At 59.8% G+C, this 22,164-nt stretch carries 28 protein-coding genes; all 28 read right to left on the minus strand.

All coding sequences use genetic code 11. From position 1 onward, the window contains the following. Positions 1–147: 147 nt before the first annotated feature. On the minus strand, positions 148–636 hold the full coding sequence (gene rplO, locus MSKU9_RS07410) for a 50S ribosomal protein L15 (protein ID WP_141260658.1): 489 nt from the start codon (positions 634–636) through the stop codon (positions 148–150). A gap of 1 nt (position 637) precedes the next feature. Further along, positions 638–826, minus strand: coding sequence for a 50S ribosomal protein L30 (gene rpmD, locus MSKU9_RS07415; RefSeq protein ID WP_141260659.1), 189 nt, complete (start codon positions 824–826; stop codon positions 638–640). Next, positions 819–1,397, minus strand: coding sequence for a 30S ribosomal protein S5 (rpsE, locus tag MSKU9_RS07420; RefSeq protein WP_010513074.1), 579 nt, complete (start codon positions 1,395–1,397; stop codon positions 819–821). Before rpsE ends, rpmD begins: the two co-directional genes overlap by 8 nt. A gap of 17 nt (positions 1,398–1,414) precedes the next feature. Beyond that, positions 1,415–1,777: a 50S ribosomal protein L18 gene (gene rplR, locus MSKU9_RS07425; protein ID WP_010506716.1), complete on the minus strand. Its 363-nt coding sequence runs from the start codon at positions 1,775–1,777 to the stop codon at positions 1,415–1,417. After that, the gene (rplF, locus tag MSKU9_RS07430) at positions 1,777–2,310 is read right to left on the minus strand and encodes a 50S ribosomal protein L6 (protein ID WP_141260660.1); all 534 of its coding nucleotides are present in this window, start codon (positions 2,308–2,310) and stop codon (positions 1,777–1,779) included. The genes rplR and rplF overlap by 1 nt, the downstream gene beginning before the upstream one ends. Before the next feature lie 10 nt (positions 2,311–2,320). After that, the gene (gene rpsH, locus MSKU9_RS07435) at positions 2,321–2,719 is read right to left on the minus strand and encodes a 30S ribosomal protein S8 (protein ID WP_010506719.1); all 399 of its coding nucleotides are present in this window, start codon (positions 2,717–2,719) and stop codon (positions 2,321–2,323) included. A 12-nt stretch (positions 2,720–2,731) separates the two neighbouring features. Then, positions 2,732–3,037, minus strand: a complete 306-nt coding sequence (rpsN, locus tag MSKU9_RS07440; RefSeq protein ID WP_010506721.1) for a 30S ribosomal protein S14 — start codon at positions 3,035–3,037, stop codon at positions 2,732–2,734. Positions 3,038–3,142: 105 nt separating this feature from the next. Then, on the minus strand, positions 3,143–3,712 hold the full coding sequence (gene rplE, locus MSKU9_RS07445) for a 50S ribosomal protein L5 (RefSeq protein WP_039732878.1): 570 nt from the start codon (positions 3,710–3,712) through the stop codon (positions 3,143–3,145). 10 nt (positions 3,713–3,722) lie between these two features. Beyond that, the gene (rplX, locus tag MSKU9_RS07450; protein WP_141260661.1) at positions 3,723–4,043 is read right to left on the minus strand and encodes a 50S ribosomal protein L24; all 321 of its coding nucleotides are present in this window, start codon (positions 4,041–4,043) and stop codon (positions 3,723–3,725) included. Continuing rightward, positions 4,043–4,411 carry a 50S ribosomal protein L14 gene (rplN, locus tag MSKU9_RS07455; protein ID WP_007399629.1) on the minus strand — a complete coding sequence of 123 codons (369 nt, stop codon included), beginning with the start codon at positions 4,409–4,411 and terminating at the stop codon, positions 4,043–4,045. The genes rplX and rplN overlap by 1 nt, the downstream gene beginning before the upstream one ends. A gap of 15 nt (positions 4,412–4,426) precedes the next feature. Beyond that, complete coding sequence (gene rpsQ / locus MSKU9_RS07460) at positions 4,427–4,708, minus strand: 30S ribosomal protein S17 (protein WP_061271381.1); 282 nt, start codon at positions 4,706–4,708, stop codon at positions 4,427–4,429. 13 nt (positions 4,709–4,721) lie between these two features. Continuing rightward, a complete protein-coding gene (rpmC, locus tag MSKU9_RS07465; protein WP_010506728.1) occupies positions 4,722–4,958 on the minus strand; it encodes a 50S ribosomal protein L29 in 237 nt (78 codons plus the stop codon). 1 nt (position 4,959) lies between these two features. Continuing rightward, positions 4,960–5,376 carry a 50S ribosomal protein L16 gene (gene rplP, locus MSKU9_RS07470; RefSeq protein ID WP_007399626.1) on the minus strand — a complete coding sequence of 139 codons (417 nt, stop codon included), beginning with the start codon at positions 5,374–5,376 and terminating at the stop codon, positions 4,960–4,962. Between the two features lie 54 nt (positions 5,377–5,430). Next, complete coding sequence (rpsC, locus tag MSKU9_RS07475; protein WP_010506729.1) at positions 5,431–6,108, minus strand: 30S ribosomal protein S3; 678 nt, start codon at positions 6,106–6,108, stop codon at positions 5,431–5,433. Positions 6,109–6,111: 3 nt separating this feature from the next. Continuing rightward, the gene (rplV, locus tag MSKU9_RS07480; RefSeq protein ID WP_007399624.1) at positions 6,112–6,513 is read right to left on the minus strand and encodes a 50S ribosomal protein L22; all 402 of its coding nucleotides are present in this window, start codon (positions 6,511–6,513) and stop codon (positions 6,112–6,114) included. Positions 6,514–6,515: 2 nt separating this feature from the next. Beyond that, positions 6,516–6,794, minus strand: a complete 279-nt coding sequence (rpsS, locus tag MSKU9_RS07485) for a 30S ribosomal protein S19 (RefSeq protein ID WP_007399623.1) — start codon at positions 6,792–6,794, stop codon at positions 6,516–6,518. Positions 6,795–6,806: 12 nt separating this feature from the next. Further along, positions 6,807–7,637 (minus strand): 50S ribosomal protein L2, encoded by an 831-nt coding sequence (gene rplB / locus MSKU9_RS07490; RefSeq protein WP_010506731.1) that lies wholly within the window; start codon positions 7,635–7,637, stop codon positions 6,807–6,809. A 16-nt stretch (positions 7,638–7,653) separates the two neighbouring features. Then, positions 7,654–7,950, minus strand: coding sequence for a 50S ribosomal protein L23 (locus MSKU9_RS07495; protein ID WP_010506732.1), 297 nt, complete (start codon positions 7,948–7,950; stop codon positions 7,654–7,656). 35 nt (positions 7,951–7,985) lie between these two features. Continuing rightward, positions 7,986–8,600: a 50S ribosomal protein L4 gene (gene rplD / locus MSKU9_RS07500; protein WP_048856918.1), complete on the minus strand. Its 615-nt coding sequence runs from the start codon at positions 8,598–8,600 to the stop codon at positions 7,986–7,988. 12 nt (positions 8,601–8,612) lie between these two features. Continuing rightward, on the minus strand, positions 8,613–9,296 hold the full coding sequence (rplC, locus tag MSKU9_RS07505; RefSeq protein WP_141260662.1) for a 50S ribosomal protein L3: 684 nt from the start codon (positions 9,294–9,296) through the stop codon (positions 8,613–8,615). 10 nt (positions 9,297–9,306) lie between these two features. After that, the gene (gene rpsJ / locus MSKU9_RS07510) at positions 9,307–9,615 is read right to left on the minus strand and encodes a 30S ribosomal protein S10 (protein ID WP_007282720.1); all 309 of its coding nucleotides are present in this window, start codon (positions 9,613–9,615) and stop codon (positions 9,307–9,309) included. Between the two features lie 105 nt (positions 9,616–9,720). Continuing rightward, the gene (gene tuf, locus MSKU9_RS07515; RefSeq protein ID WP_010506739.1) at positions 9,721–10,911 is read right to left on the minus strand and encodes an elongation factor Tu; all 1,191 of its coding nucleotides are present in this window, start codon (positions 10,909–10,911) and stop codon (positions 9,721–9,723) included. A gap of 93 nt (positions 10,912–11,004) precedes the next feature. Beyond that, complete coding sequence (gene rpsG, locus MSKU9_RS07520) at positions 11,005–11,481, minus strand: 30S ribosomal protein S7 (RefSeq protein WP_007399617.1); 477 nt, start codon at positions 11,479–11,481, stop codon at positions 11,005–11,007. Positions 11,482–11,496: 15 nt separating this feature from the next. Continuing rightward, a complete protein-coding gene (gene rpsL / locus MSKU9_RS07525) occupies positions 11,497–11,868 on the minus strand; it encodes a 30S ribosomal protein S12 (protein WP_003621118.1) in 372 nt (123 codons plus the stop codon). 414 nt (positions 11,869–12,282) lie between these two features. Then, positions 12,283–16,479, minus strand: coding sequence for a DNA-directed RNA polymerase subunit beta' (gene rpoC, locus MSKU9_RS07530; protein ID WP_141260663.1), 4,197 nt, complete (start codon positions 16,477–16,479; stop codon positions 12,283–12,285). A 101-nt stretch (positions 16,480–16,580) separates the two neighbouring features. Then, positions 16,581–20,753 (minus strand): DNA-directed RNA polymerase subunit beta, encoded by a 4,173-nt coding sequence (rpoB, locus tag MSKU9_RS07535; protein ID WP_141260664.1) that lies wholly within the window; start codon positions 20,751–20,753, stop codon positions 16,581–16,583. A 255-nt stretch (positions 20,754–21,008) separates the two neighbouring features. Beyond that, a complete protein-coding gene (rplL, locus tag MSKU9_RS07540; protein ID WP_141260665.1) occupies positions 21,009–21,383 on the minus strand; it encodes a 50S ribosomal protein L7/L12 in 375 nt (124 codons plus the stop codon). 100 nt (positions 21,384–21,483) lie between these two features. Next, on the minus strand, positions 21,484–22,002 hold the full coding sequence (rplJ, locus tag MSKU9_RS07545) for a 50S ribosomal protein L10 (RefSeq protein ID WP_141260666.1): 519 nt from the start codon (positions 22,000–22,002) through the stop codon (positions 21,484–21,486). Between the last annotated feature and the right edge of the window lie 162 nt (positions 22,003–22,164).

Here is a 22,164-nt window from a genome sequence, read left to right on the forward strand (position 1 = left end):
TTCACAAGAACAGCGCCACCGCTGGAGGCGGGACGCTGCCATGATAAAAAAAACCGCAAAAAGTAATAAAGCGATGCGCCCGCCGAGTGCAAGCAGCATCGCTTTTATTATGCTCCGGGTACAGAACGTGCCTGTGCCCGGGACCGGTCATTCCGCGGCAGGAGCCTGCTGCTTCTGCGCCTTGACCTGCACCTTGCCGCCTGCCTTTTCGACAGCGGCCACAGCACCAGCCGAAGCTCCCGATACTTCAATGGTCACAGCGTGGTTCAGTTCACCATCCGCCAGCAGACGGATACCGGCGAAACGGCCAGAACCAACCAGACCGGCCTGGGCCAGGGTCTCTTCCGTCACGACAGCCTTGGCATCGACCTTGCCTGCCGCTATTGCCTTGTCCAGCACGCCCAGATTCACGATCGCATATTCCTTACGGAAGATGTTCTTGAATCCACGCTTGGGCAGACGACGGTAGATTGGCAGCTGACCGCCTTCAAAACCGTTCAGGGACACACCGGAACGCGCTTTCTGACCCTTAACACCCTTGCCCGACGTCTTGCCCTTGCCAGAGCCGATGCCGCGACCAAGACGCTTCTTGGTGTAACGCGCGCCTTCGTTGTCACGAAGTTCGTTCAGGTTCATCTCAATCCTCCACCTTGATCAGGTGGGACACCTTGCGGATCATACCGCGAACCGAAAGGGTGTCCTCCAGTTCACGCGTACGACCAATCTTGTTCAGGCCCAGACCAATCAGTGTCGCCTGCTGGCCCGGCTTCTGTCCGTTCCCGGAATGCACCTGGGTGACGCGCACTTTCGCCTTGGTATCAGACATCGGCCGTGGCCTCCGTCGTTACTGCAGCCTCACGACGCCCCAGAATGTCCGAAACCTTCTTGCCACGGCGGTTGGCAACCGAACGCGGGCTGGCACAACGCTCCAGCGCGGCGAACGTCGCCTTCACCATGTTATGCGGGTTCCGGGTCCCAAGGGACTTCGCCACCACGTCATTGATACCCAGGCTTTCGAACACTGCGCGCATCGGACCACCGGCGATGATACCCGTGCCCGCATCAGCGGAACGCAGAACCACCTTGCCCGCCCCGAAGTGACCGGCCACATCGTGATGCAGCGTGCGGCCTTCCTTCATCGGGACGCGGATCATCGTCCGCTTCGCGCGGTCAGTTGCCTTGCGGATCGCTTCGGGAACTTCACGGGCCTTGCCCGCGCCGAACCCTACACGGCCCTTCTGGTCACCAACGACAACCAGAGCTGCGAAGGCAAAGCGGCGACCGCCCTTTACAACCTTCGCAACGCGGTTGATCGTGACCAGCTTGTCGACCAGATCGTCGCCTTCGCGATCGCGATCGCGACCACCCCGGCCGCCTTCTCTCGGTTCACGTGCCATTATGCGTGACCCTTTCGTCAGAACGAGAGACCGCCCTCACGGGCAGCCTCCGCCAGGGCCTTGATACGCCCATGATAGAGATACGCGCCGCGGTCGAAAACGACCTTCGACACACCTGCAGCCACTGCGCGCTCTGCCAGAAGCTTGCCAACTGCACCCGCCGCCTTGACGTCCGTACCACCCTTGAGGGCCGTACGTAGATCCTTGTCCAGGCTCGATGCTGCGGCCAGGGTACGACCAGCAGCGTCGTCGATCACCTGCGCGTAGATGTTCTTGCCCGAACGGAACACCGACAGACGCGGACGGCCACCGCTCTTGCGGCGAAGCTGGAAACGCAGGCGCTGACGCCGCCGTTCCCGCAGATCCTTCTGCGTGCTCATTATTTCTTCTTACCTTCCTTGCGACGGATGGTTTCCGTTTCATAACGGACACCCTTGCCCTTGTAAGGCTCGGGCTTGCGGAAGCTACGGATGTCAAGTGCGACCTGACCAACCCGCTGCTTGTCAATGCCTTCGACCGTAACCGCCGTGGGACGGGGGGTCGTGATCTTGATCCCTTCGGGAATCGCATAGACGATGTCATGCGAATACCCGAGGTTCATGACCAGGTTCTTCCCCTGCACTGCGGCACGATAACCTGTCCCGGAGATTTCCAGTGTCTTGGAAAACCCTTCGGACACACCCTTGACCATACCCGCGATCAGGGAACGGGTGGTCCCCCACATCATACGGGCCTGTGACTGGGTATCAACCGGCTTCACGGCAACCTTGCCATCCGCAACATCAACCGAAACGTGGCTGGACAGCGGCAGCTTGAGTTCACCCAGCTTGCCTTTTGCCGTCAGCACACCGTCAGCAATGGAAACCTGAACGCCCGACGGCAGTTCGACGGGATATTTGCCCACTCGCGACATTTATCCCTCCTCAGAATACACGACAGAGGACTTCACCGCCAACATTGGCAGCGCGGGCCTCCGCGTCGGACAGAACACCGCGCGGCGTCGACAGGATCGACACGCCCAGCCCGGCATACACACGCGGCAGTTCCTTAATCTTGGAATAGACGCGGCGTCCCGGCTTGGACACACGGTGGATTTCTTTGATGACCGGCTCACCATCGAGATACTTCAGCTCGATGCGCAGCTGGGCCACACCTTTACGCAGTTCCTCGCGGGAGAAACCACGAATATACCCCTCGCGGCGCAGAGCCTCGAGAACACTGGCGCGCAGCTTTGAAGCCGGCGCCACGCATGCAGCATGCCGTGCACGCTGCGCATTGCGGATCCGGGTGAGCAGATCACCCAAAGGATCAGAAAGTGACATCGTTCCCTGCCCTTACCAGCTCGATTTGACCATGCCCGGGATCTGACCATTAGAGGCCAGGTCACGCAGGGCGATACGGCAGAGTTCGAACTTTCTGTAATTGGCGCGAGGACGCCCCGTCAACTTGCAGCGCAGCCGCACGCGGACGCGCGAACCATTGCGAGGAAGTTCAGCAAGCTTGAGCGATGCATCGAAGCGATCTTCAACCGGCAGAGACCGGTCCATGATGATATTCTTCAGTGCAGTCCGCTTAGCCCGGTCCCGGTTTGCCATGCGCTCACGCTTGACATTCCGGTTAACGGCGGAAATTTTGGCCATGCCTTGTTTTACCCTCCGGAACCTGTCGGGCCATTCCCAACGGTTTTCCAAACAACGTGTGTATTAGGTCTTCTGGACTTCAGACGGAAGCCCTTCGCTACATTTTTATGCAGCAAAGGGCAGATCAAACGCCTTGAGCAGAGCCTTTGCTTCCGCATCCGTCTTCGCGGTGGTCACGAAGATGATGTCCATGCCACGGATTTCGTCGACTTTGTCGTATTCGATTTCCGGGAAGACAATCTGTTCCTTCAGGCCCATCGCAAAGTTGCCACGACCGTCGAAACCCTTGTTCGCCGGCAACCCGCGGAAATCACGCACGCGCGGCAGGGCGATCGTCACGAAACGATCCAGGAACTCGAACATCTGCGCACGACGCAGCGTCACCTTGCACCCGATCGGCAGCCCTTCACGGATCTTGAAACCGGCAATGGCTTTCTTGGCCACGGTCTTGACCGGCTTCTGACCCGCGATCAGGGTCATTTCCTTGACGGCCGCATCCAGCTTCTTCTGATCGCCGGCAGCTTCACCCACGCCCATGTTCAGGACAATCTTCTCAAGACGCGGAACCTGCATCTCGTTCTTGTACCCGAACTGCTCACGCAGCTTCGCGCGCATCTCATCCTGGTAGCGCTTCTGCATGCGCGGCACAGGACGGGCTTCTTTCACTTCAGACATACCCGCCTCCTCAGCCTTCGATAACTTCGCCGGTCGCCTTGGCGACACGAACCTTGCGACCATCTTCCAGAACGCGGAAGCCGACTTTCGTCGGGTCACCGCTCTTGGGATCGATCAGCTTCAGGTTGGACAGATGAACAGGCATTTCCTTCTGGACAATGCCCCCCTGCTCACCCATGCGGGAAGGACGGGTATGACGCTTTGCAATCGCCACGCCACGCACGACAGCCTTGTTGGCTGTGGGCAGGACTGTAACAACCTCGCCACGGGTCCCCTTGGAACCACCGGTGGTGACCAGAACCTGATCACCCTTCTTGATACGAGCAGCCATTACAGCACCTCCGGTGCCAGCGAGATGATCTTCATGAACTTGCGCGCACGCAGTTCACGCACGACCGGGCCAAAGATACGGGTACCGATCGGCTCCTGCTGCTTGTTGATCAGCACGGCCGCATTACGGTCGAAGCGGATGGCGCTGCCATCAGCGCGACGGACGGGGTAAGAGGTGCGAACGATCACCGCCTGGTGCACGTCGCCCTTCTTGACCTTACCGCGGGGGATGGCCTCCTTGACGGACACGACAATCACGTCGCCGACCGAGGCAGTCTTCCGCTTGGAACCGCCCAGCACCTTGATGCACTGCACCTGACGGGCACCGGAATTGTCGGCCACGTCAAGGTTGGTCTCGGGATGGATCATGGTCTATGCCCTTCTTTACGCCTGCGCACCAGACGCGGCACCGGCGGCAGCAGCCAGCGGCTGGCCATTCCGGACAACGACAGTCCAGGTCTTGCGGCGGGAAATCGGCTTGCATTCTTCAATGCGCACCGTGTCGCCTACCTTGCATTCATTCAAGCCGTCATGCGCCGCATACTTTTTCGAGCGACGAATGAACTTCTTATACAACGGATGGATAATGCGACGATCGACAAGAACCGTTACGGTCTTGTCCATCTTGTCACTGGTTACCCGCCCGGTCAGGACGCGCCTTGGCATCGCCCGTCTCCCTTCAGGACTTTACTGCCGGCGCGTGGCCAGCGGAACTCTTCTTCACAACCTCGGTTGCAACAGTCTTCACACGCGCGATTTCACGACGAACTTCGCGCATGCGGGACTGCCCCTCGGTCTGACCGGTCGCATGCTGAAACCGAAGATTGAACTGCTCGCGCTTCAGATCGACGAGAAGCGTATCCAGTTCTTCAACAGTCTTGGCACGCAGATCGGCCGGCTTTGTTGCCTTTGCCATCTCACGCCTCTCCGATACGGGTCACGAACTTCGTCTTGATCGGCAGCTTCGCCGCGCCAAGAGCCAGCGCTTCACGCGCGACTTCCGGCGGCACGCCTTCGATCTCGAACAGGATTCGACCCGGCTTCACACGAGCCACCCAATATTCAGGCGACCCCTTGCCGGACCCCATACGCACTTCTGCCGGCTTTGTCGAGACCGGAAGATCAGGGAAAATCCGAATCCAGACACGACCGGCGCGTTTCATGGCGCGGGTAATGGCACGACGGGCAGCTTCGATCTGGCGGGCAGTGATCCGTTCAGGCTGCAGAGCCTTCAGGCCAAAAGCCCCAAAATTCAAGGTTGTGCCACCCTTGGCCAACCCATGAATACGCCCCTTGTGGGCCTTGCGGTACTTTGTCCGCTTGGGAGAAAGCATTTTCTAAATCCTCACGCGCCGCCTGGCGCATTTAGGTCCATTGGACCCCGCAGATTAACGCTGCGGGGCCTGTTCGGCGGCGCGACGGTCCTGCGCCAGCGGATCATGGGCAAGAATCTCACCCTTGAAGATCCAGACCTTCACACCACAGGTGCCATAGGTCGTCTTGGCGGTCGCCACACCATAATCAATGTCCGCACGCAGCGTATGCAGCGGCACGCGGCCTTCACGATACCACTCGACACGTGCGATTTCCGCACCGCCGAGACGGCCGGAGCAGTTGATCCGGATCCCCTGCGCACCCAGGCGCATGGCGGACTGCACGGCACGCTTCATGGCGCGACGGAAGGCAACACGACGTTCGAGCTGCTGGGCAATGTTCTCGGCCACCAGGGTCGCGTCGATTTCCGGCTTGCGGATTTCAACGATGTTCAGCGCCACATCGGTCTTGGCCATACGGGCCAGATCCTTGCGCAGCACATCGATGTCCTGGCCCTTTTTGCCGATCACGACACCCGGACGGGCCGCGTAGATGGTCACACGAGGCTTCTTGGCCGGGCGCTCAATCACCACGCGGGATACACCGGCGCCGGACAGCTTGCGACGCAGGTAGGACCGCAGCTTCAGGTCATCGTGCAGCAGACGCGCATAATCGGCATCAGCATACCAGCGGCTGTCCCATGTCCGGTTAATACCAAGCCGCAGCCCGATCGGATTAACTTTATGTCCCATGGATCAGGCTGCCTTCTTTTCGGTTTCAGCTTCGGGCTTCTTTTCCGCCACGACGATGGTCAGGTGGCTGAAAAACTTCTCGATGCGGGCCGAACGGCCACGACCACGTGCGTGGAAACGACGCATCACGATCGACTTGCCCACCTCGGCACGGGCGACAACCAGCTGGTCAACGTCCAGCTGATGGTTGTTCTCGGCGTTGGCAATCGCGCTTTCCAGGGTCTTCTTGACCTGCTGCGCGATACGACGCTTGGAGAATGTGAGGGTGGCGATCGCCTGTGCGGCCGGCTTGTTGCGGATCAGACCCGCAACAAGGTTCAGCTTGCGCGGGCTGATGCGGATGTTCCGCGTCAGCGCCTGCGCCTCGGTTTCCGCGAGCGTGCGCGGATGCTTAGGCTTGCTCATGATCAGCCCCGCTTCGCTTTCTTGTCCGAAGAATGACCCGTGAAGGTACGGGTCGGTGAAAACTCACCGAACTTGTGCCCCACCATGTTCTCGGAAACCTGCACGGGCAGGAATTTGTGCCCGTTATAGACGCCGAACGTCAGTCCGACGAACTGCGGCAGGATGGTGGATCGACGCGACCAGATCTTGATCACTTCGTTACGGCCCGACGCGCGCGATGCATCGGCTTTGTTCAGCAGATACCCGTCCACGAACGGGCCCTTCCAGACGGAACGTGCCATCTTAAATGCCCCTTACTTGCCGGTCTTCCGGCGACGGATAATCAGACTGTCCGTACGCTTGTTGACCCTGGTCTTGTAACCCTTAGTCGGCTTGCCCCATGGCGTAACCGGATGACGACCGCCCGAAGTCCGTCCTTCACCACCACCATGCGGATGGTCAACCGGGTTCATGACGACACCACGGTTATGCGGACGGCGGCCCAGCCAGCGGTTACGGCCGGCCTTGCCCAGATGCTGGTTCATGTTGTCCGGGTTGGACACGGCACCGATGGTGGCCATGCACTCCGCACGGACGACACGCAGTTCACCGGACTGCAGCTTGATCTGGGCATAGCCCACATCCTTGCCGACCAGCTGTGCATAGGTGCCAGCAGAACGGGCGATCTTGCCACCACCACCGGCCTTGAGCTCGATGTTGTGGATGATCGTTCCCACCGGAACCGACGACAGGGGCATTGCATTGCCCGGCTTGATATCGGCGCGGGTGCCAGCAACAACCTGATCGCCTACCTTCAGGCGCTGCGGTGCGATGATGTAAGCCAGTTCGCCATCTTCGTACTTGATGAGGGCGATGAAGGCCGTACGGTTCGGATCATACTCCAGACGTTCCACCGTGCCGACCACATCGAACTTGCGACGCTTGAAATCGACATAGCGGTAGGACTGCTTATGTCCGCCACCGATGAAACGCGAGGTGGTGCGACCGTGGTTGTTACGGCCGCCGCTCTTGTTCTTCCCCTCGGTCAGGCCCTTGACGGGCTTGCCTTTCCACAGCTCCTTGCGGTCGATCAGAACCGTTCCGCGCAGGCTGGGGGTAACTGGATTAAAGTGCTTCAATGCCATTTCTTGTCACCCCACGTCAGACCAGCTTCGCGGTCAGGTCAATGGACTGACCTTCAGCAAGCTGGACAAACGCCTTCTTCACATCCGAACGCTGGCCGGGACGTCCCTTGAAGCGCTTGGCCTTACCCTTCTGGATGAGCGTGTTGACACCCAGAACCTTCACACCAAACAGCGTCTCGACCGCTACCTTGATTTCCGGCTTCGTCGCATCGATCGCAACCTTGAAACCGACCTGATTCTTCTCGGACAGGGCCGTGGCCTTTTCCGTGATCAGGGGCGCGCGGATGATGTCGTACATCGCTTCGCGCGACATGCGTTCCGCCTTCTTGCGGATTGCCAGGATGTTGGTCATGCCAGACGCTCCTTCAGTCCTTCAACACCTGCGCGGGTGATGGCCAGCACATCGTGGTTCAGGATGTCATAGACATTCGCACCGATCGTCGGGAGAATGTCGATCTTCGGAAGGTTGCGCGCGGCACGGCCGAAGTTTTCTTCAACAGCGGCGTCCACGATCAGGGCGGATGTCCAGCCCAGAACCTTCAGCTTCTTCGCAAGCTCGGCGGACTTACCCGAGGCGGTCGCCGCATCAAGCACAACCAGCTTCCCTTCGGCAGCCTTCTGCGACAGCGCGGAAATCAGGCCCAGACGGCGCACCTTCTTGGGCAGGTCATAGCCATGGTCGCGCACGACCGGACCATGAACCACCCCACCGGTGCGGTACTGCGGCGAACGCAGCGAACCCTGACGGGCGCTACCGGTGCCCTTCTGGCGGTACGGCTTCTTGGTCGTGCCGGAGATTTCCCCCATGCCCTTGACCTTGTGCGTACCGGCCCGGCGCTTTGCCAGCTGCCAGTGAACCACACGCGCCATGATATCCGTGCGCGGGGTGGCTGCGAAAATCTCGTCGGGAAGGCTGGTCTTGCCTGCGCTTCCGTTATCGAGGGTTTTGATATCGTAATCCATTGCCCTCTATCCTCAGCCCGCAGCCTCAACCAGGGCCGCCGGATACGGCGCCTCGGCATGACGGGCCTTCTTGATCGCATCACGAACCAGAACCGCCTCATTCTTTCCGCCTGGCACGGAGCCGCGGATCATGATCAGGTTCTTTTCGGCGTCAACAGCCGCAATCTCCAGGTTCAGCGTGGTCACACGCTCGGAACCGAGATGGCCAGCCATCTTCTTGTTCTTGAAAACCTTGCCCGGATCCTGACGGTTACCCGTCGATCCGTGCGAACGGTGACTGATCGAGACACCGTGGGTGGCTTCGAGACCGGCAAAGTTCCAGCGCTTCATTGCGCCGGCAAAACCCTTACCCTTGCTGGTGCCGGTAACGTCCACCTTCTGTCCCACCACAAAGTGGCTGGCGGACAGAGAAGCCCCGACTTCCAGGACGGCATCATCCGCAACGCGGAATTCAGCCAGCTTCTTCTTGGGCTCAACCTTGACCTTGGCAAAATGGCCGCGGTTCGGCTTCGACACATTTTTGACCTTGGCCTTGCCCGAACCAAGCTGGACGGCTGTATAGCCATCGCGCTCGGTCGTACGGACATCAACCACCTGCAGATCATCAACCTGCAGGACAGTCACCGGCACATGTGTGCCGTCTTCCTTGAACAGCCGGGTCATACCCAGCTTTTTTGCGATCAATCCGGTGCGCATCGTCTGGACCTTAGAGTTTAATCTCGACATCCACGCCAGCGGCGAGGTCGAGTTTCATGAGAGCGTCCACGGTCTGCGGGGTCGGCTCGACAATGTCGAGCAGCCGGCGATGGGTCCGAATTTCGAACTGCTCGCGGCTTTTCTTATCCACGTGGGGGGAGCGGTTCACGGTGAACCGTTCAATATGCGTCGGCAGCGGGATAGGACCCCGAACCCGCGCACCCGTACGCTTCGCCGTGTTGACGATCTCTTTCGTGCTGTTGTCAAGCACCCGATGATCGTACGCCTTCAGGCGAATGCGGATGTTCTGGTTGTCCATCTTTCTGTTTCAGTCCAACTTTACCTGATTCGGGGGAACCCGATCCGCAATGGAAACCCGGCCGGATCGCTCCGACCGGGATGCCACACTTCAGTTACTGTCCAATCACGCGGTGATGGAAGCAACAACACCTGCACCAACGGTGCGGCCACCTTCGCGGATAGCGAAGCGCAGGCCTTCATCCATGGCGATCGGAGCGATCAGCTCGACATCCATGGCGACGTTATCGCCAGGCATGACCATTTCCGTGCCTTCCGGCAGGTGAACAACGCCGGTGACGTCGGTCGTACGGAAATAGAACTGCGGACGATAGTTGGTGAAGAACGGCGTGTGACGGCCACCCTCTTCCTTCGTCAGGATGTAGGCTTCCGCCTTGAACTTGGTGTGCGGGGTGATGGAACCCGGCTTTGCCAGCACCTGGCCACGCTCAACGTCTTCACGCTTCGTGCCACGCAGCAGCGCACCGATGTTGTCACCTGCTTCACCACGATCAAGCAGCTTGCGGAACATTTCAACGCCGGTCACGGTCGTCTTCTGCGTCGGACGCAGACCAACGATCTCGATTTCGTCGCCAACGTTCACGGCGCCACGTTCGACACGGCCCGTCACCACGGTGCCACGACCGGAGATGGAGAACACGTCTTCGATCGGCATCAGGAACGGACGATCGATCGGACGCTCCGGCTGCGGGATGTATTCGTCAACGGCGTTCATCAGGTCCATAACGCGGTTTTCACCGACTTCCGGATCACCGTCTTCCAGCGTCACCAGAGCCGAACCCTTGATGATGGGGATATCGTCGCCAGGGAACTGGTAAGCGGACAGCAGCTCACGCACTTCCATTTCAACGAGTTCCAGCAGTTCCGGATCGTCAACCTGATCAACCTTGTTCAGGAACACGACCAGAGCCGGCACGCCAACCTGACGGGCAAGCAGGATGTGCTCACGGGTCTGCGGCATCGGGCCGTCAGCAGCGGACACAACCAGGATCGCGCCGTCCATCTGCGCGGCACCGGTGATCATGTTCTTCACATAGTCAGCATGACCCGGGCAGTCGACGTGCGCATAGTGACGCTTCGCGGTTTCATACTCGACGTGCGCGGTCGAGATGGTGATGCCACGGGCGCGTTCTTCAGGTGCGGCGTCGATCATGTCGTACGCCTTGAATTCCGCACCACCGGCCTTCGCCAGCGTCTTGGTGATAGCAGCAGTCAGCGAGGTCTTGCCGTGATCGACGTGACCAATCGTGCCGATGTTGCAGTGCGGCTTATTCCGCTCAAATTTAGCCTTTGCCATCGTTTTCTCCGTTAACTCGGCCTCGTGCCGAGAGTCGGGTTGGAAAGTTCCGTTTCGGAAGCCCGGCAGGTCAATAGACCGGCCTGACCGCCTTTACCAGCGGTAATGACTGAACGCCTTGTTGGCTTCAGCCATGCGGTGCGTGTCTTCGCGCTTCTTGACCGCAGCGCCACGATTGTTGACGGCATCAAGAAGTTCGTTCGACAGGCGATCCTGCATGGTGTTCTCGCCGCGCTTGCGCGACGCGTCGATCAGCCAGCGGATTGCCAGCGCCTGACGGCGCTCGGCCCGGACTTCGACCGGAACCTGGTAGGTGGCGCCACCGACACGGCGGGAACGCACCTCGACAGCCGGCTTAACATTGTCCAGCGCGCTGTGGAACATGACCACAGGGTCCGCAGCTGCACCACCACGGCGACGCAGCACCTCAAGGGCGCCATAGACGATCCCTTCGGCTGTGGACTTCTTGCCGTCGTACATCAGGGCGTTCATGAAACGCGTAATGACGACATCACCAAATTTCGGATCGGGAAGAATCTCGCGCTTTACTGCGCGATGACGGCGACTCATGCCTCGTTATTCCTTTTACTTAGGACGCTTCGCGCCATAGAGCGAGCGACGCTGACGACGCTTGGCGATACCCTGGGTGTCCAGAACGCCGCGCAGGATGTGATAACGCACGCCAGGAAGATCCTTAACGCGACCACCACGGATCAGGACAACACTATGTTCCTGGAGGTTATGCCCCTCACCCGGAATATAGCTCACAACCTCATACCCGTTGGTCAGGCGAACTTTTGCCACCTTACGCAGAGCCGAGTTCGGCTTCTTCGGTGTGGTTGTGTAAACACGAGTACAAACGCCACGCTTCTGCGGACAGCCCTGCAGTGCAGGAACCTTGTTGCGTTTGGCTGCGGGCTCGCGACCTTTCGCGATCAACTGGTTGATGGTCGGCATACGCCTTTCCCGATCCTTACAAAATTCGGCCGGCCAACCCCATATCTGGTTGCCGACTGTCGTTCACAACAAAACCCCAACGAATGACAACCATTCGTTCGGGCATCATATTTACATCCGGCCTGGGCAGCCCGATTCCCGGACTGCGGCACCGCATGCCTGCATGCTGCATTCGACGGCCAACGACGTCTTTCAGACAGGGCTAGCCGAGGGCGCGTTACCTACGGGCAAACTGACCAAAAGTCAAGCCTTGCGCAGGATTCGCTAGCAGTCCGACAGAGCGACTCTGTTCCACCGGACTCGGAGCACCGCTCCGTCAGGCCGCTGATACCGCCTGAATCGGATGGTGACAATAGTGCAGCACCGAATCATGCCAGATACCGGCCTGCGGCATCTGGCATTTCACTCGTATTGTTACTCGGCGGCCTTGGTGGTGGCCACTGCAGCGCGGGCCTGGGCCAGACGCTGCTTGTCTTCGCCCGCCGCAACGGCGCGAAGCTTGTTCATCACGCTGCCCGTGCCTGCGGGGATCAGGCGACCGACAATCACGTTCTCCTTCAGGCCGTTCAGCGTATCCTTCTTCCCGGCCGTAGCGGCCTCGGTCAGGACACGTGTGGTTTCCTGGAAGGATGCGGCGGAGATGAAGGACTGCGTCTGCAGCGACGCCTTCGTGATGCCCTGCAGCACAGGCATGGCAACAGCCGGACGCTCGCCCATGTTCAGGCGCTTCGTGTTCTCTTCCTCGTATTCGATACGGTCCACCGTCTCACCGATCAGGTAGGTCGTATCGCCCGGTTCAAGAATTTCCACCTTCTGCAGCATCTGACGGACAATGACCTCGATATGCTTGTCATTGATCTTCACGCCCTGCAGTCGATAGACGTCCTGGATCTCGTTGACGAGATAGTCGGACAGCGCCTCGACACCCAGAACCTTCAGGATGTCATGCGGCACGCGCGGACCGTCGACCAGCGGATCGCCAACCTGGACAAAGTCGCCTTCCTGAACGGAAACGTGCTTGCCCTTGGGGATCAGGTAATCCGTCTCCTCGCCCGTCTCGTCGTTCTTCACGATGACACGACGCTTGGACTTGTAGTCCTTGCCGAATTCCACACGTCCCTCGGTTTCCGAGATGATCGCGTGATCCTTCGGACGACGGGCCTCGAACAGCTCGGCCACGCGCGGCAGACCACCGGTAATGTCACGCGTCTTGGAGCCTTCACGCGGGATACGCGCCAGCACGTCACCTGCATTGACCTGGGCGCCGTTCTCGACCGACAGCAGCGAGTCAGGCGACAGGAAGTAGCGGGCATCGTTGCCGTTGGCCAGCTTCACCACGTCGCCATTGGCGTCCTTCAGCTGCAGGCGCGGACGCAGGTCGATCCCCTTGGACGCCTGCTTGTAGTCCACGACCACCTTTGACGTAAGGCCGGTCACCTCATCCATACGCTCCACCAGGGTGATGGAGTCGATCAGGTCAAGATATTCGACCTTACCCGGCTGTTCGGTGATGATCGGCAGGGTATACGGATCCCACTCGGCCATCTTCTGGCCACGCGCGACCTCGGCCCCGTCTTCCACCAGCAGACGCGCACCATAGGGCACACGGTAGCGGGCGCGTTCGGTACCACGGTCATCCGTCAGCAGGATTTCGCAGTTACGCGACATGACGATGGGCACGTTCTGGCTGTTATGCACAACGTTCTTGTTGCGGATCGTCACCTTGCCGTCACGCGACGCCTCGACCATCGACTGTTCGGCGCCACGCTGCGCAGCACCACCGATATGGAAGGTACGCATGGTCAGCTGGGTGCCAGGCTCACCAATGGACTGGGCGGCGATGACGCCCACGGCTTCACCAATATTGACTGGCGTGCCACGTGCAAGGTCACGGCCATAGCAGTGACCACACACACCCACACGGCTGTCACAGGTCAGCACAGAGCGGATCAGCAGGCTTTCGACACCCGCCTTCTCGATCTGCTCGGCCTGGGCTTCCTCAATCAGCGTGTTGCGCGGGAACAGCACCTTGCCGGTGGCCGGGTCCTGCACGTCGGCAGCCAGGGTACGGCCCAGCATACGTTCGGACAGGGAGGCGACGACTTCACCGCCATCCATGACTGCACGGATCGTCAGGCCACGTTCGGTGCCGCAATCTTCCTCGACAATGATGCTGTCCTGCGCCACGTCAACCAGACGTCGGGTCAGGTAACCCGAGTTCGCGGTCTTCAGCGCGGTATCGGCCAGGCCCTTACGCGCACCATGGCTGGAGGTGAAGTAATCGAGAACCGACAGGCCTTCCTTGAAGTTGGCGATGATCGGCTGTTCGATGATCTCACCCGACGGCTTGGCCATCAGGCCACGCATGCCGGCCAGCTGCTTCATCTGTGCTGGCGACCCACGGGCACCGGAGTGGCTCATCATCCACACCGAGTTGGTGGGCTTGCCGATTTCCTGCTTGGAAATCTCCTTCATCATCGCGGCCTGCACTTCGTCCGTGCAGCGCGACCATGCATCGACCACCTTGTTGTAGCGTTCGCCCGCAGTAATCAGACCGTCCTGATACTGCTGTTCGAACTCCTTCACCTCGGCGGCGGTACGATCGACCAGTTCCTTCTTTTCGGTCGGAACGATCATGTCGTCCTTACCGAAGGAAATGCCGGACTTCGCCGCATGGCGGAACCCAAGGCCCATCAGGCGGTCACAGAAGATCACGCATTCCTTCTGGCCGCAGTGACGGTAGACCGCATCGATGACATCCGACACGATCTTCTTGGTCAGCTGACGGTTGATCAGCGAGAACGGCAGCGCCGGGTTACGCGGCAGGATCTGGGCTACAAGCATCCGGCCCGGCGTGGTCACGACGGTTTCGCGCGTGGTCTTGCCTTCGGCATCGACGTTCTCGATACGCGCGCGGATCTTGTCATGCAGCTTCACCGCACCCGTGCTGAGCGCGTATTCCACTTCGCCTACGCTGGAGAAGGAAGGCGCACCCGCAACCGTCACCTGCCCCTTGTCATCATAGCTGTTCTGGTCGGGGGTGGCGCGGAATTCCGGCGTCTCGAGGCTGAGGTAGTACAGACCCAGCACGATATCCTGCGACGGCACGATGATCGGCTTGCCGTTGGCGGGGCTGAGGATGTTGTTGGTGGACATCATCAGCACGCGTGCTTCCAGCTGCGCCTCAAGGCTCAGCGGGACATGCACGGCCATCTGGTCACCGTCAAAGTCCGCGTTGAACGCGGTGCAGACCAGCGGGTGCAGCTGGATTGCCTTGCCTTCGATCAGCACCGGTTCAAACGCCTGAATGCCCAGACGATGCAGCGTCGGCGCACGGTTGAGCATGACCGGGTGTTCACGGATCACTTCTTCAAGGATATCCCAGACCTCGGGACGTTCCTTTTCGACCATCCGCTTCGCGGCCTTGATGGTGGTGGCGTGACCGTATTTTTCCAGCTTGGAGTAGATGAACGGCTTGAACAGTTCCAGCGCCATCTTCTTGGGCAGGCCGCACTGGTGCAGCTTCAGTTCCGGACCGACCACGATGACCGAACGACCGGAGTAGTCAACGCGCTTGCCCAGCAGGTTCTGACGGAAACGTCCCTGCTTGCCCTTCAGCATGTCGGACAGCGACTTCAGCGGGCGCTTGTTCGCCCCCGTGATGGCGCGGCCACGACGACCGTTGTCAAACAGCGCATCGACCGATTCCTGCAGCATGCGCTTTTCGTTACGGACAATGATATCCGGCGCACGCAGCTCGATCAGCCGCTTGAGACGGTTGTTGCGGTTGATGACGCGACGGTACAGGTCGTTCAGGTCCGATGTCGCGAAGCGGCCGCCATCCAGCGGCACCAGCGGACGCAGTTCGGGCGGAATGACCGGCACCAGGTCCAGGATCATCCATTCCGGGCGCGATTCACTGTCAGCGAAGGCCTCGACCAGCTTCAGGCGCTTGACCAGCTTCTTGCGCTTGGCCTCGGACGTGGTGTCCTTCAGTTCCTGACGCAGTTCTTCCTTCTCGACCTTGCAGTCGATGCGTTCCAGGATCTTCTTGATCGCTTCGGCACCGATGCCAACCTCGATCCCCTCGTCGCCATGCTCATCCATGACATCAAGGTACTGGTCTTCCGTCAGCAGACTGTACTGCTTGAGCGGCGAGGTGCCAGGTTCCAGAACCACGTAGCTTTCGAAATACAGGATCTTTTCCAGATCCTTCAGCGTCATGTCGACCATCAGGCCGATACGGCTGGGCAGTGACTTCAGGAACCAGATATGGGCGACGGGACTTGCCAGCTCGATATGACCCATGCGCTCGCGCCGGACCTTGGCCAGCGTAACTTCAACGCCGCACTTTTCGCAGATGATGCCGCGGAATTTCATCCGCTTGTACTTGCCGCACAGGCATTCGTAATCCTTGATCGGACCGAATATCCGCGCACAGAACAGGCCATCACGTTCCGGCTTGAATGTCCGGTAATTGATGGTCTCGGGCTTCTTGATCTCGCCGTACGACCAGGAACGGATCTGCTCGGCCGAAGCCAGCTGGATCTTGATCTGATCGAAGGTCATGGCCTGGCCGCCCTGACCAAGGATCTTCATGAGTTCATTCATGCGCCGCAAACCCCCTGAGGGAATGAAGCGGAAGCAGCCGCGTTACCTGCTTCCACTCCTGAAAGAAAAATGTATGGACCGACGTGCAACATAAGGCCCGGTCAGGAACCGCTCTGTTCCAGGTCAACATTCAGGCCAAGGGACTTCAGTTCCTTGATCAGGACGTTGAAGCTTTCCGGAATACCGGCTTCGAAGTCATCCTGCTCGCGCACGATGGCTTCATAGACCTTGGTACGACCGGACACGTCATCCGATTTGACCGTCAGCATTTCCTGCAGTGTGTAAGCCGCGCCGTAAGCTTCCAGCGCCCACACTTCCATTTCACCAAAGCGCTGCCCGCCGAACTGCGCCTTACCACCCAGCGGCTGCTGGGTAACCAGCGAGTACGGACCGATGGAACGGGCATGGATCTTGTCATCAACAAGATGATGCAGCTTGAGCATATAGATGTAACCGACCGTGGTCTTGCGCTCGAACGGTTCACCCGTGCGCCCGTCGATCAGCTGTGACTGCCCGGATTTGTCCACACCAGCCTTCTGCAGCATGGATTCGATATCCGGAATGGACGCCCCGTCGAATACTGGCGTTGCGATCGGCACGCCCTTGCGCAGGTTGCCACACAGTTCCAGCAGCTGCGCATCGGTCATGTCACCGATCTGCTCGTCATAAACCTTGTCGCCATAGACCGACTTCAGTTCATCAAGCAGTTCCTGGCGCTTTTCACCATGGCGCTGGTAATCATCGGCCAGCTGGGCCACCTGACGGCCGATATTGGCGCAGGCCCAGCCCAGATGCGTCTCAAGGATCTGCCCCACGTTCATACGCGATGGCACGCCCAGCGGGTTCAGCACGATGTCAACCGACGTGCCATCCTCAAGGAACGGCATGTCCTCGACCGGCACAACGCGGGAGACGACACCCTTGTTGCCGTGACGGCCAGCCATCTTGTCACCCGGCTGCAGCTTGCGCTTCACCGCGACGAAGACCTTGACCATCTTCATCACGCCCGGCGGCAGCTCGTCACCGCGCTGCAGCTTTTCGACCTTGTTGTCGAAGCGGGCCTGGATCTTGGACACGGCGACATCGAATTCACGACGCAGCGTTTCCAGTTCCGCCATGACCTCATCGGACATCACGGTGATGTTGCGCCATGCGCCACGCGGATGCTCGGACAGGACCTCATCCGTGATCTCGGTGCCGGAGCGGATCCCCTTGAAGCCCGTGCCTGCCGTCTGGCCGATCAGGTGTTCGCGCAGACGGTTGTAGAACGAACGTTCCTGAATGGCGCGTTCATCGTCACGGTCCTTGGCAAGGCGTTCGATCTCGGCACGCTCGATCGCCATCGCGCGCTCATCCTTGTCCACGCCACGGCGGGAGAACACGCGCACATCCACGATGGTGCCCGTCGTGCCCGGCGGCAGCTTGAGCGAGGTATCACGAACGTCGGATGCCTTTTCACCAAAGATGGCGCGCAGCAGCTTTTCTTCCGGCGTCATCGGGCTTTCGCCCTTTGGCGTGACCTTACCGATCAGAATGTCGCCGGGATTCACTTCGGCGCCAACATACACGATCCCGGCTTCGTCGAGGTTGCGCAGCGCTTCCTCACCGACATTCGGGATGTCACGGGTGATTTCTTCCTGACCCAGCTTGGTGTCACGGGCCATGACCTCGAATTCCTCGATATGGATCGAGGTAAACACGTCATCACGCGCGATCCGTTCGGAAATCAGGATCGAATCTTCAAAGTTGTAGCCGTTCCAGGGCATGAACGCGACCAGCACGTTACGACCCAGCGCCAGTTCACCCAGCTCGGTGGACGGGCCATCAGCAATGATCTCACCCGCGCGGACCTGGTCGCCCACGCGCACCAGCGGACGCTGGTTGATGCAGGTGGACTGGTTGGAACGCATGTATTTGCGCAGACGGTAGATATCCACGCCCTGCGTCGCACCGGCATCATCCGTTGCGCGCACAACGATACGTGCACCATCAATCTGGTCGACCACACCATGCCGGCGGGCCACGATCGCGGCACCCGAGTCATGGGCCACGGCGGCTTCCATGCCCGTGCCGACCAGCGGTGCGTCCGAACGTACCAGCGGCACGGCCTGACGCTGCATGTTCGAACCCATCAGCGCGCGGTTGGCGTCATCGTTCTCAAGGAACGGGATGAGGGCCGCGGCTACCGAGACAAGCTGCTTGGGTGAGACGTCACACGCTGTCACATCGGTCGGTGGAACCTGACGGAAGTCACCGCCACGACGCACCGAAACCAGATCATCCGTCAGGTGGCCTTGCGCGTCCTGCTTCGCATCCGCCTGGGCGACAACCAGCTTTTCTTCTTCCATGGCGGAAAGATATTTCCAGCCATCCTGAAGAACGCCGTCCTCAACCATGCGGTATGGGGTTTCGATGAAGCCGTACTTGTTCACCTTGGCATAGGTGGCCAGCGAGTTGATCAGGCCGATGTTCGGGCCTTCCGGCGTCTCGATCGGGCAGATACGGCCATAATGCGTCGGATGCACGTCACGAACTTCGAAGCCTGCACGTTCACGGGTCAGGCCACCCGGGCCGAGTGCGGAAAGACGACGCTTGTGCGTCACTTCCGACAGCGGGTTGGTCTGGTCCATAAACTGGCTGAGCTGGGAGGAACCAAAGAACTCACGCACCGCGGCCGCAGCCGGCTTGGCGTTGATCAGGTCATGCGGCATGACCGTGTCGATATCAACGGAGCCCATGCGTTCGCGGATGGCGCGCTCCATGCGCAGCAGACCAACGCGGTACTGGTTTTCCATCAGCTCGCCAACCGAACGCACGCGACGGTTGCCAAGGTTGTCGATGTCGTCAATCGCGCCGCGACCGTCCTTCAGCTCGCACATGATCTTGACGGTGCGCAGGATGTCTTCCTTGCGCAGGACACGCACCGTATCGGGCACGTCCACGCCAAGGCGCATGTTCATCTTCACGCGACCAACGGCAGACAGGTCATAACGGTCGGGATCGAAGAACAGGCCGGAGAACATGGCTTCCGCCGTCTCGGGTGTCGGTGGCTCGCCGGGGCGCATGACACGATAGATGTCAGTCAGCGCCTCATCACGCGAAGTGTTCTTGTCCACGGCCAGCGTATTGCGGATCCACGGGCCATTGGCTGCATCCACCGCCAGGGTGGACAGCGTGGTCAGGCCGGCTTCCTCAAGTTCTTCCAGCTTCTGCTCGGTCAGTTCGTCACCGGCTTCGGCAAAGATCTCACCCGTGTGTTCGTTAACGATGTCGGATGCGATGAAACGCCCGATCAGACCGGCCGGGCCGACCAGCACTTCCTTGGTTGTTTCCGCGATCTTGCGGACCATGCGGGCGGTCAGCTTCGCGTCGACCGGGGCGACTTCCTCACCCGTCTGGGCATCAATCAGCGGCTCAAGCAGCTTCATGCCACGGAAAGAATCGGCGTCAAAACGGCGGGCCCAGCCCTTTTCCGTCTTGGTGAACTCGACCTTGCCGTAGAAATAGCTCAGGATCTCATCGGGATCCATGCCACGGATTTCCATGGCTTCCACATCGCCGCCTTCAGCGGCCTTGGCGGCGCGGGCGGCTTCGGACGCGGCACCTTCCAGCGCGTATAACAGCGTGGTGACCGGCAGCTTGCGCTTGCGGTCGATGCGGACGTAGATCAGGTCCTTGCTGTCGAATTCGAAGTCGAGCCACGACCCGCGATAGGGAATGACACGCGCGGCGAACAGGAACTTGCCCGAAGAATGGGTCTTGCCCTTGTCGTGATCGAAGAACACGCCGGGGCTGCGGTGCATCTGGCTGACGATGACACGCTCGGTCCCGTTGATGATGAAGGTGCCGTTATCGGTCATGAGCGGCATGTCGCCCATGTAAACCGGCTGTTCCTTGATATCGCGGATCGAACGCGATCCGGTGTCTTCATCCACGTCCCACACGATCAGGCGCAGGATCACCTTCAGCGGCGCGGCGAAGGTCAGCCCACGCTGAATGCATTCCTCGACGTCGTATTTCGGCTCTTCCAGCTCATAGCTGACGAATTCCAGACGCCCGCGCCCCGCGAAATCATTGATCGGAAAGACGGAACGGAACACTTCCTGCAGGCCCGTCGGCGTCCGGCTGTCGGGCGCCACATTCATCTGAAGGAACGTCTCGTAGCTTGCCCGCTGCACGTCGATCAGATTGGGCATCGGAGCGACCTCGGGTATATGCCCGAAGCTCTTGCGGATGCGTTTGCGTCCCGTGAACGATTTTGTAATCGCGTTCATCGCCTATCCAGCCCCCATCCACACAGGTCCGCACGACCGTGACACGAATGTCACGCGGACTGCGCGGCCCGTAAAAATCCTTGGCAGATCGACCGGACCTGCGGCCCGACCAACCCTTTACTACTGCCAAAGGCACCCGAAGCCTTGCGGCCAGGGTGCCTGTAACGCCCAAGGGGGCGGAAACCAGACGGTTTCCACCCTCACCTGAACAATCAGCCTGAGTGCGTCATAAACGACGCATCCCGATTGGCCAACTTATTTGATTTCGACAGCAGCGCCGTTGTCTTCAAGGGTCTTCTTGATCTTTTCGGCTTCATCCTTGCTGGCGCCTTCCTTGATGGTCTTGGGCGCACCCTCGACCAGATCCTTGGCTTCCTTCAGGCCCAGACCCGTGATCGCGCGGATTTCCTTGATCACGTTGATCTTCTTGTCGCCGGCCTTGGTCAGGACAACGTCAAATTCGGTCTTCTCTTCTGCCGGCGCACCAGCAGCCGCACCCGGAGCAGCAGCCACGGCAACCGGAGCAGCAGCAGAAACGCCCCACTTTTCTTCCAGCAGCTTGGACAGCTCGGCAGCTTCCAGAACGGTCAGGGCGGACAGGTCTTCAACAATCTTGTTCAGATCGGCCATAATTCGGTCTTCCTAATTTATACACTGGTTGGCACAGCACAATCCCGTTTTTCAGGAAAATGCCATTTTATTGATAACCCGGCGGGCCGGGTCATAGGTCTCAGGCTGCTTCGCCCGTCTTGGCATAGGCACCAAAAACCCGTGCAAGCTGTCCGGCCGGCGCCTGCAGCACGCCTGCGATACGCGTTGCCGGCGTGGAGATAAGCCCCACCAGCTGCGCGCGCAGAACGTCCAGGGACGGCAGCTCGGCCAGAGCCTTGATGCTTTCGACGTTAAGCGTCTGGGCACCAAGCGATCCACCGAGCAGAACAAGCTTGTCATTGGTTTTGGCGAACTCGACCAGCACCTTCGCCACTGCCACGGGTTCATCCGCCCACGACAACGCGGTCGGCCCCTTCAGCAGCGGCTTGATGCCTTCGAACTGGGTCCCTGCCAGGGCGAGAGAGGCCAGCCGGTTCTTCGCGACCTTGTGTGTAGCTCCTGCCGCACGCACGCGACGCCGGAGTTCCGTCACATCAGCCACTGTCAGCCCGTCATTACGGGTGACGATGACCATGGACGTCTCAGCGAACACGGCTGCGAGGGAGGCAACAAACTCCCGCTTCTCCGTACGGTCCAAATCCCGTCTCCATCATCACCTGCCAGCATGAAGCCGACAGGTAGGGTTTACCCTTGGGATATTCCGGCGTGCCGGTCATATCCCGGTTCGCCTGTCCTTTCAAACGGAACAACCAGTGCGGGCTTTCGCCCCGATCCGGCAATCCCCGTCTCCCGGCTGCAG

Origin of the sequence: Komagataeibacter diospyri (genome assembly GCF_006538165.1) — a bacterium.
Taxonomy (GTDB): domain Bacteria; phylum Pseudomonadota; class Alphaproteobacteria; order Acetobacterales; family Acetobacteraceae; genus Komagataeibacter; species Komagataeibacter diospyri.

Excerpts from the sequence above, each read along its gene's own strand:
- rplP (WP_007399626.1), bottom strand. The coding sequence starts at position 5,376 with ATGCTTTCTCCCAAGCGGACAAAGTACCGCAAGGCCCACAAGGGGCGT.
- rplN (WP_007399629.1), bottom strand. The coding sequence starts at position 4,411 with ATGATCCATCCCGAGACCAACCTTGACGTGGCCGACAATTCCGGTGCC.
- rplF (WP_141260660.1), bottom strand. The coding sequence starts at position 2,310 with ATGTCGCGAGTGGGCAAATATCCCGTCGAACTGCCGTCGGGCGTTCAG.
- rplR (WP_010506716.1), bottom strand. The coding sequence starts at position 1,777 with ATGAGCACGCAGAAGGATCTGCGGGAACGGCGGCGTCAGCGCCTGCGT.
- rpsS (WP_007399623.1), bottom strand. The coding sequence starts at position 6,794 with ATGGCACGTTCCGTCTGGAAGGGCCCGTTCGTGGACGGGTATCTGCTG.
- rplE (WP_039732878.1), bottom strand. The coding sequence starts at position 3,712 with ATGTCTGAAGTGAAAGAAGCCCGTCCTGTGCCGCGCATGCAGAAGCGC.
- rpsQ (WP_061271381.1), bottom strand. The coding sequence starts at position 4,708 with ATGCCAAGGCGCGTCCTGACCGGGCGGGTAACCAGTGACAAGATGGAC.
- rpsN (WP_010506721.1), bottom strand. The coding sequence starts at position 3,037 with ATGGCCAAAATTTCCGCCGTTAACCGGAATGTCAAGCGTGAGCGCATG.
- rpsJ (WP_007282720.1), bottom strand. The coding sequence starts at position 9,615 with ATGGACAACCAGAACATCCGCATTCGCCTGAAGGCGTACGATCATCGG.
- MSKU9_RS07495 (WP_010506732.1), bottom strand. The coding sequence starts at position 7,950 with ATGTCGCGCGAAGCGATGTACGACATCATCCGCGCGCCCCTGATCACG.
- rplB (WP_010506731.1), bottom strand. The coding sequence starts at position 7,637 with ATGGCATTGAAGCACTTTAATCCAGTTACCCCCAGCCTGCGCGGAACG.
- rpsH (WP_010506719.1), bottom strand. The coding sequence starts at position 2,719 with ATGTCACTTTCTGATCCTTTGGGTGATCTGCTCACCCGGATCCGCAAT.
- rplL (WP_141260665.1), bottom strand. The coding sequence starts at position 21,383 with ATGGCCGATCTGAACAAGATTGTTGAAGACCTGTCCGCCCTGACCGTT.
- rpsG (WP_007399617.1), bottom strand. The coding sequence starts at position 11,481 with ATGAGTCGCCGTCATCGCGCAGTAAAGCGCGAGATTCTTCCCGATCCG.
- rplO (WP_141260658.1), bottom strand. The coding sequence starts at position 636 with ATGAACCTGAACGAACTTCGTGACAACGAAGGCGCGCGTTACACCAAG.
- rplX (WP_141260661.1), bottom strand. The coding sequence starts at position 4,043 with ATGGCTGCTCGTATCAAGAAGGGTGATCAGGTTCTGGTCACCACCGGT.
- rplD (WP_048856918.1), bottom strand. The coding sequence starts at position 8,600 with ATGGATTACGATATCAAAACCCTCGATAACGGAAGCGCAGGCAAGACC.
- rpmD (WP_141260659.1), bottom strand. The coding sequence starts at position 826 with ATGTCTGATACCAAGGCGAAAGTGCGCGTCACCCAGGTGCATTCCGGG.
- rpsL (WP_003621118.1), bottom strand. The coding sequence starts at position 11,868 with ATGCCGACCATCAACCAGTTGATCGCGAAAGGTCGCGAGCCCGCAGCC.
- rpsE (WP_010513074.1), bottom strand. The coding sequence starts at position 1,397 with ATGGCACGTGAACCGAGAGAAGGCGGCCGGGGTGGTCGCGATCGCGAT.
- rplC (WP_141260662.1), bottom strand. The coding sequence starts at position 9,296 with ATGCGCACCGGATTGATCGCAAAAAAGCTGGGTATGACCCGGCTGTTC.
- rplV (WP_007399624.1), bottom strand. The coding sequence starts at position 6,513 with ATGAGCAAGCCTAAGCATCCGCGCACGCTCGCGGAAACCGAGGCGCAG.
- rpoB (WP_141260664.1), bottom strand. The coding sequence starts at position 20,753 with ATGAACGCGATTACAAAATCGTTCACGGGACGCAAACGCATCCGCAAG.
- tuf (WP_010506739.1), bottom strand. The coding sequence starts at position 10,911 with ATGGCAAAGGCTAAATTTGAGCGGAATAAGCCGCACTGCAACATCGGC.
- rpoC (WP_141260663.1), bottom strand. The coding sequence starts at position 16,479 with ATGAATGAACTCATGAAGATCCTTGGTCAGGGCGGCCAGGCCATGACC.
- rpmC (WP_010506728.1), bottom strand. The coding sequence starts at position 4,958 with ATGGCAAAGGCAACAAAGCCGGCCGATCTGCGTGCCAAGACTGTTGAA.
- rpsC (WP_010506729.1), bottom strand. The coding sequence starts at position 6,108 with ATGGGACATAAAGTTAATCCGATCGGGCTGCGGCTTGGTATTAACCGG.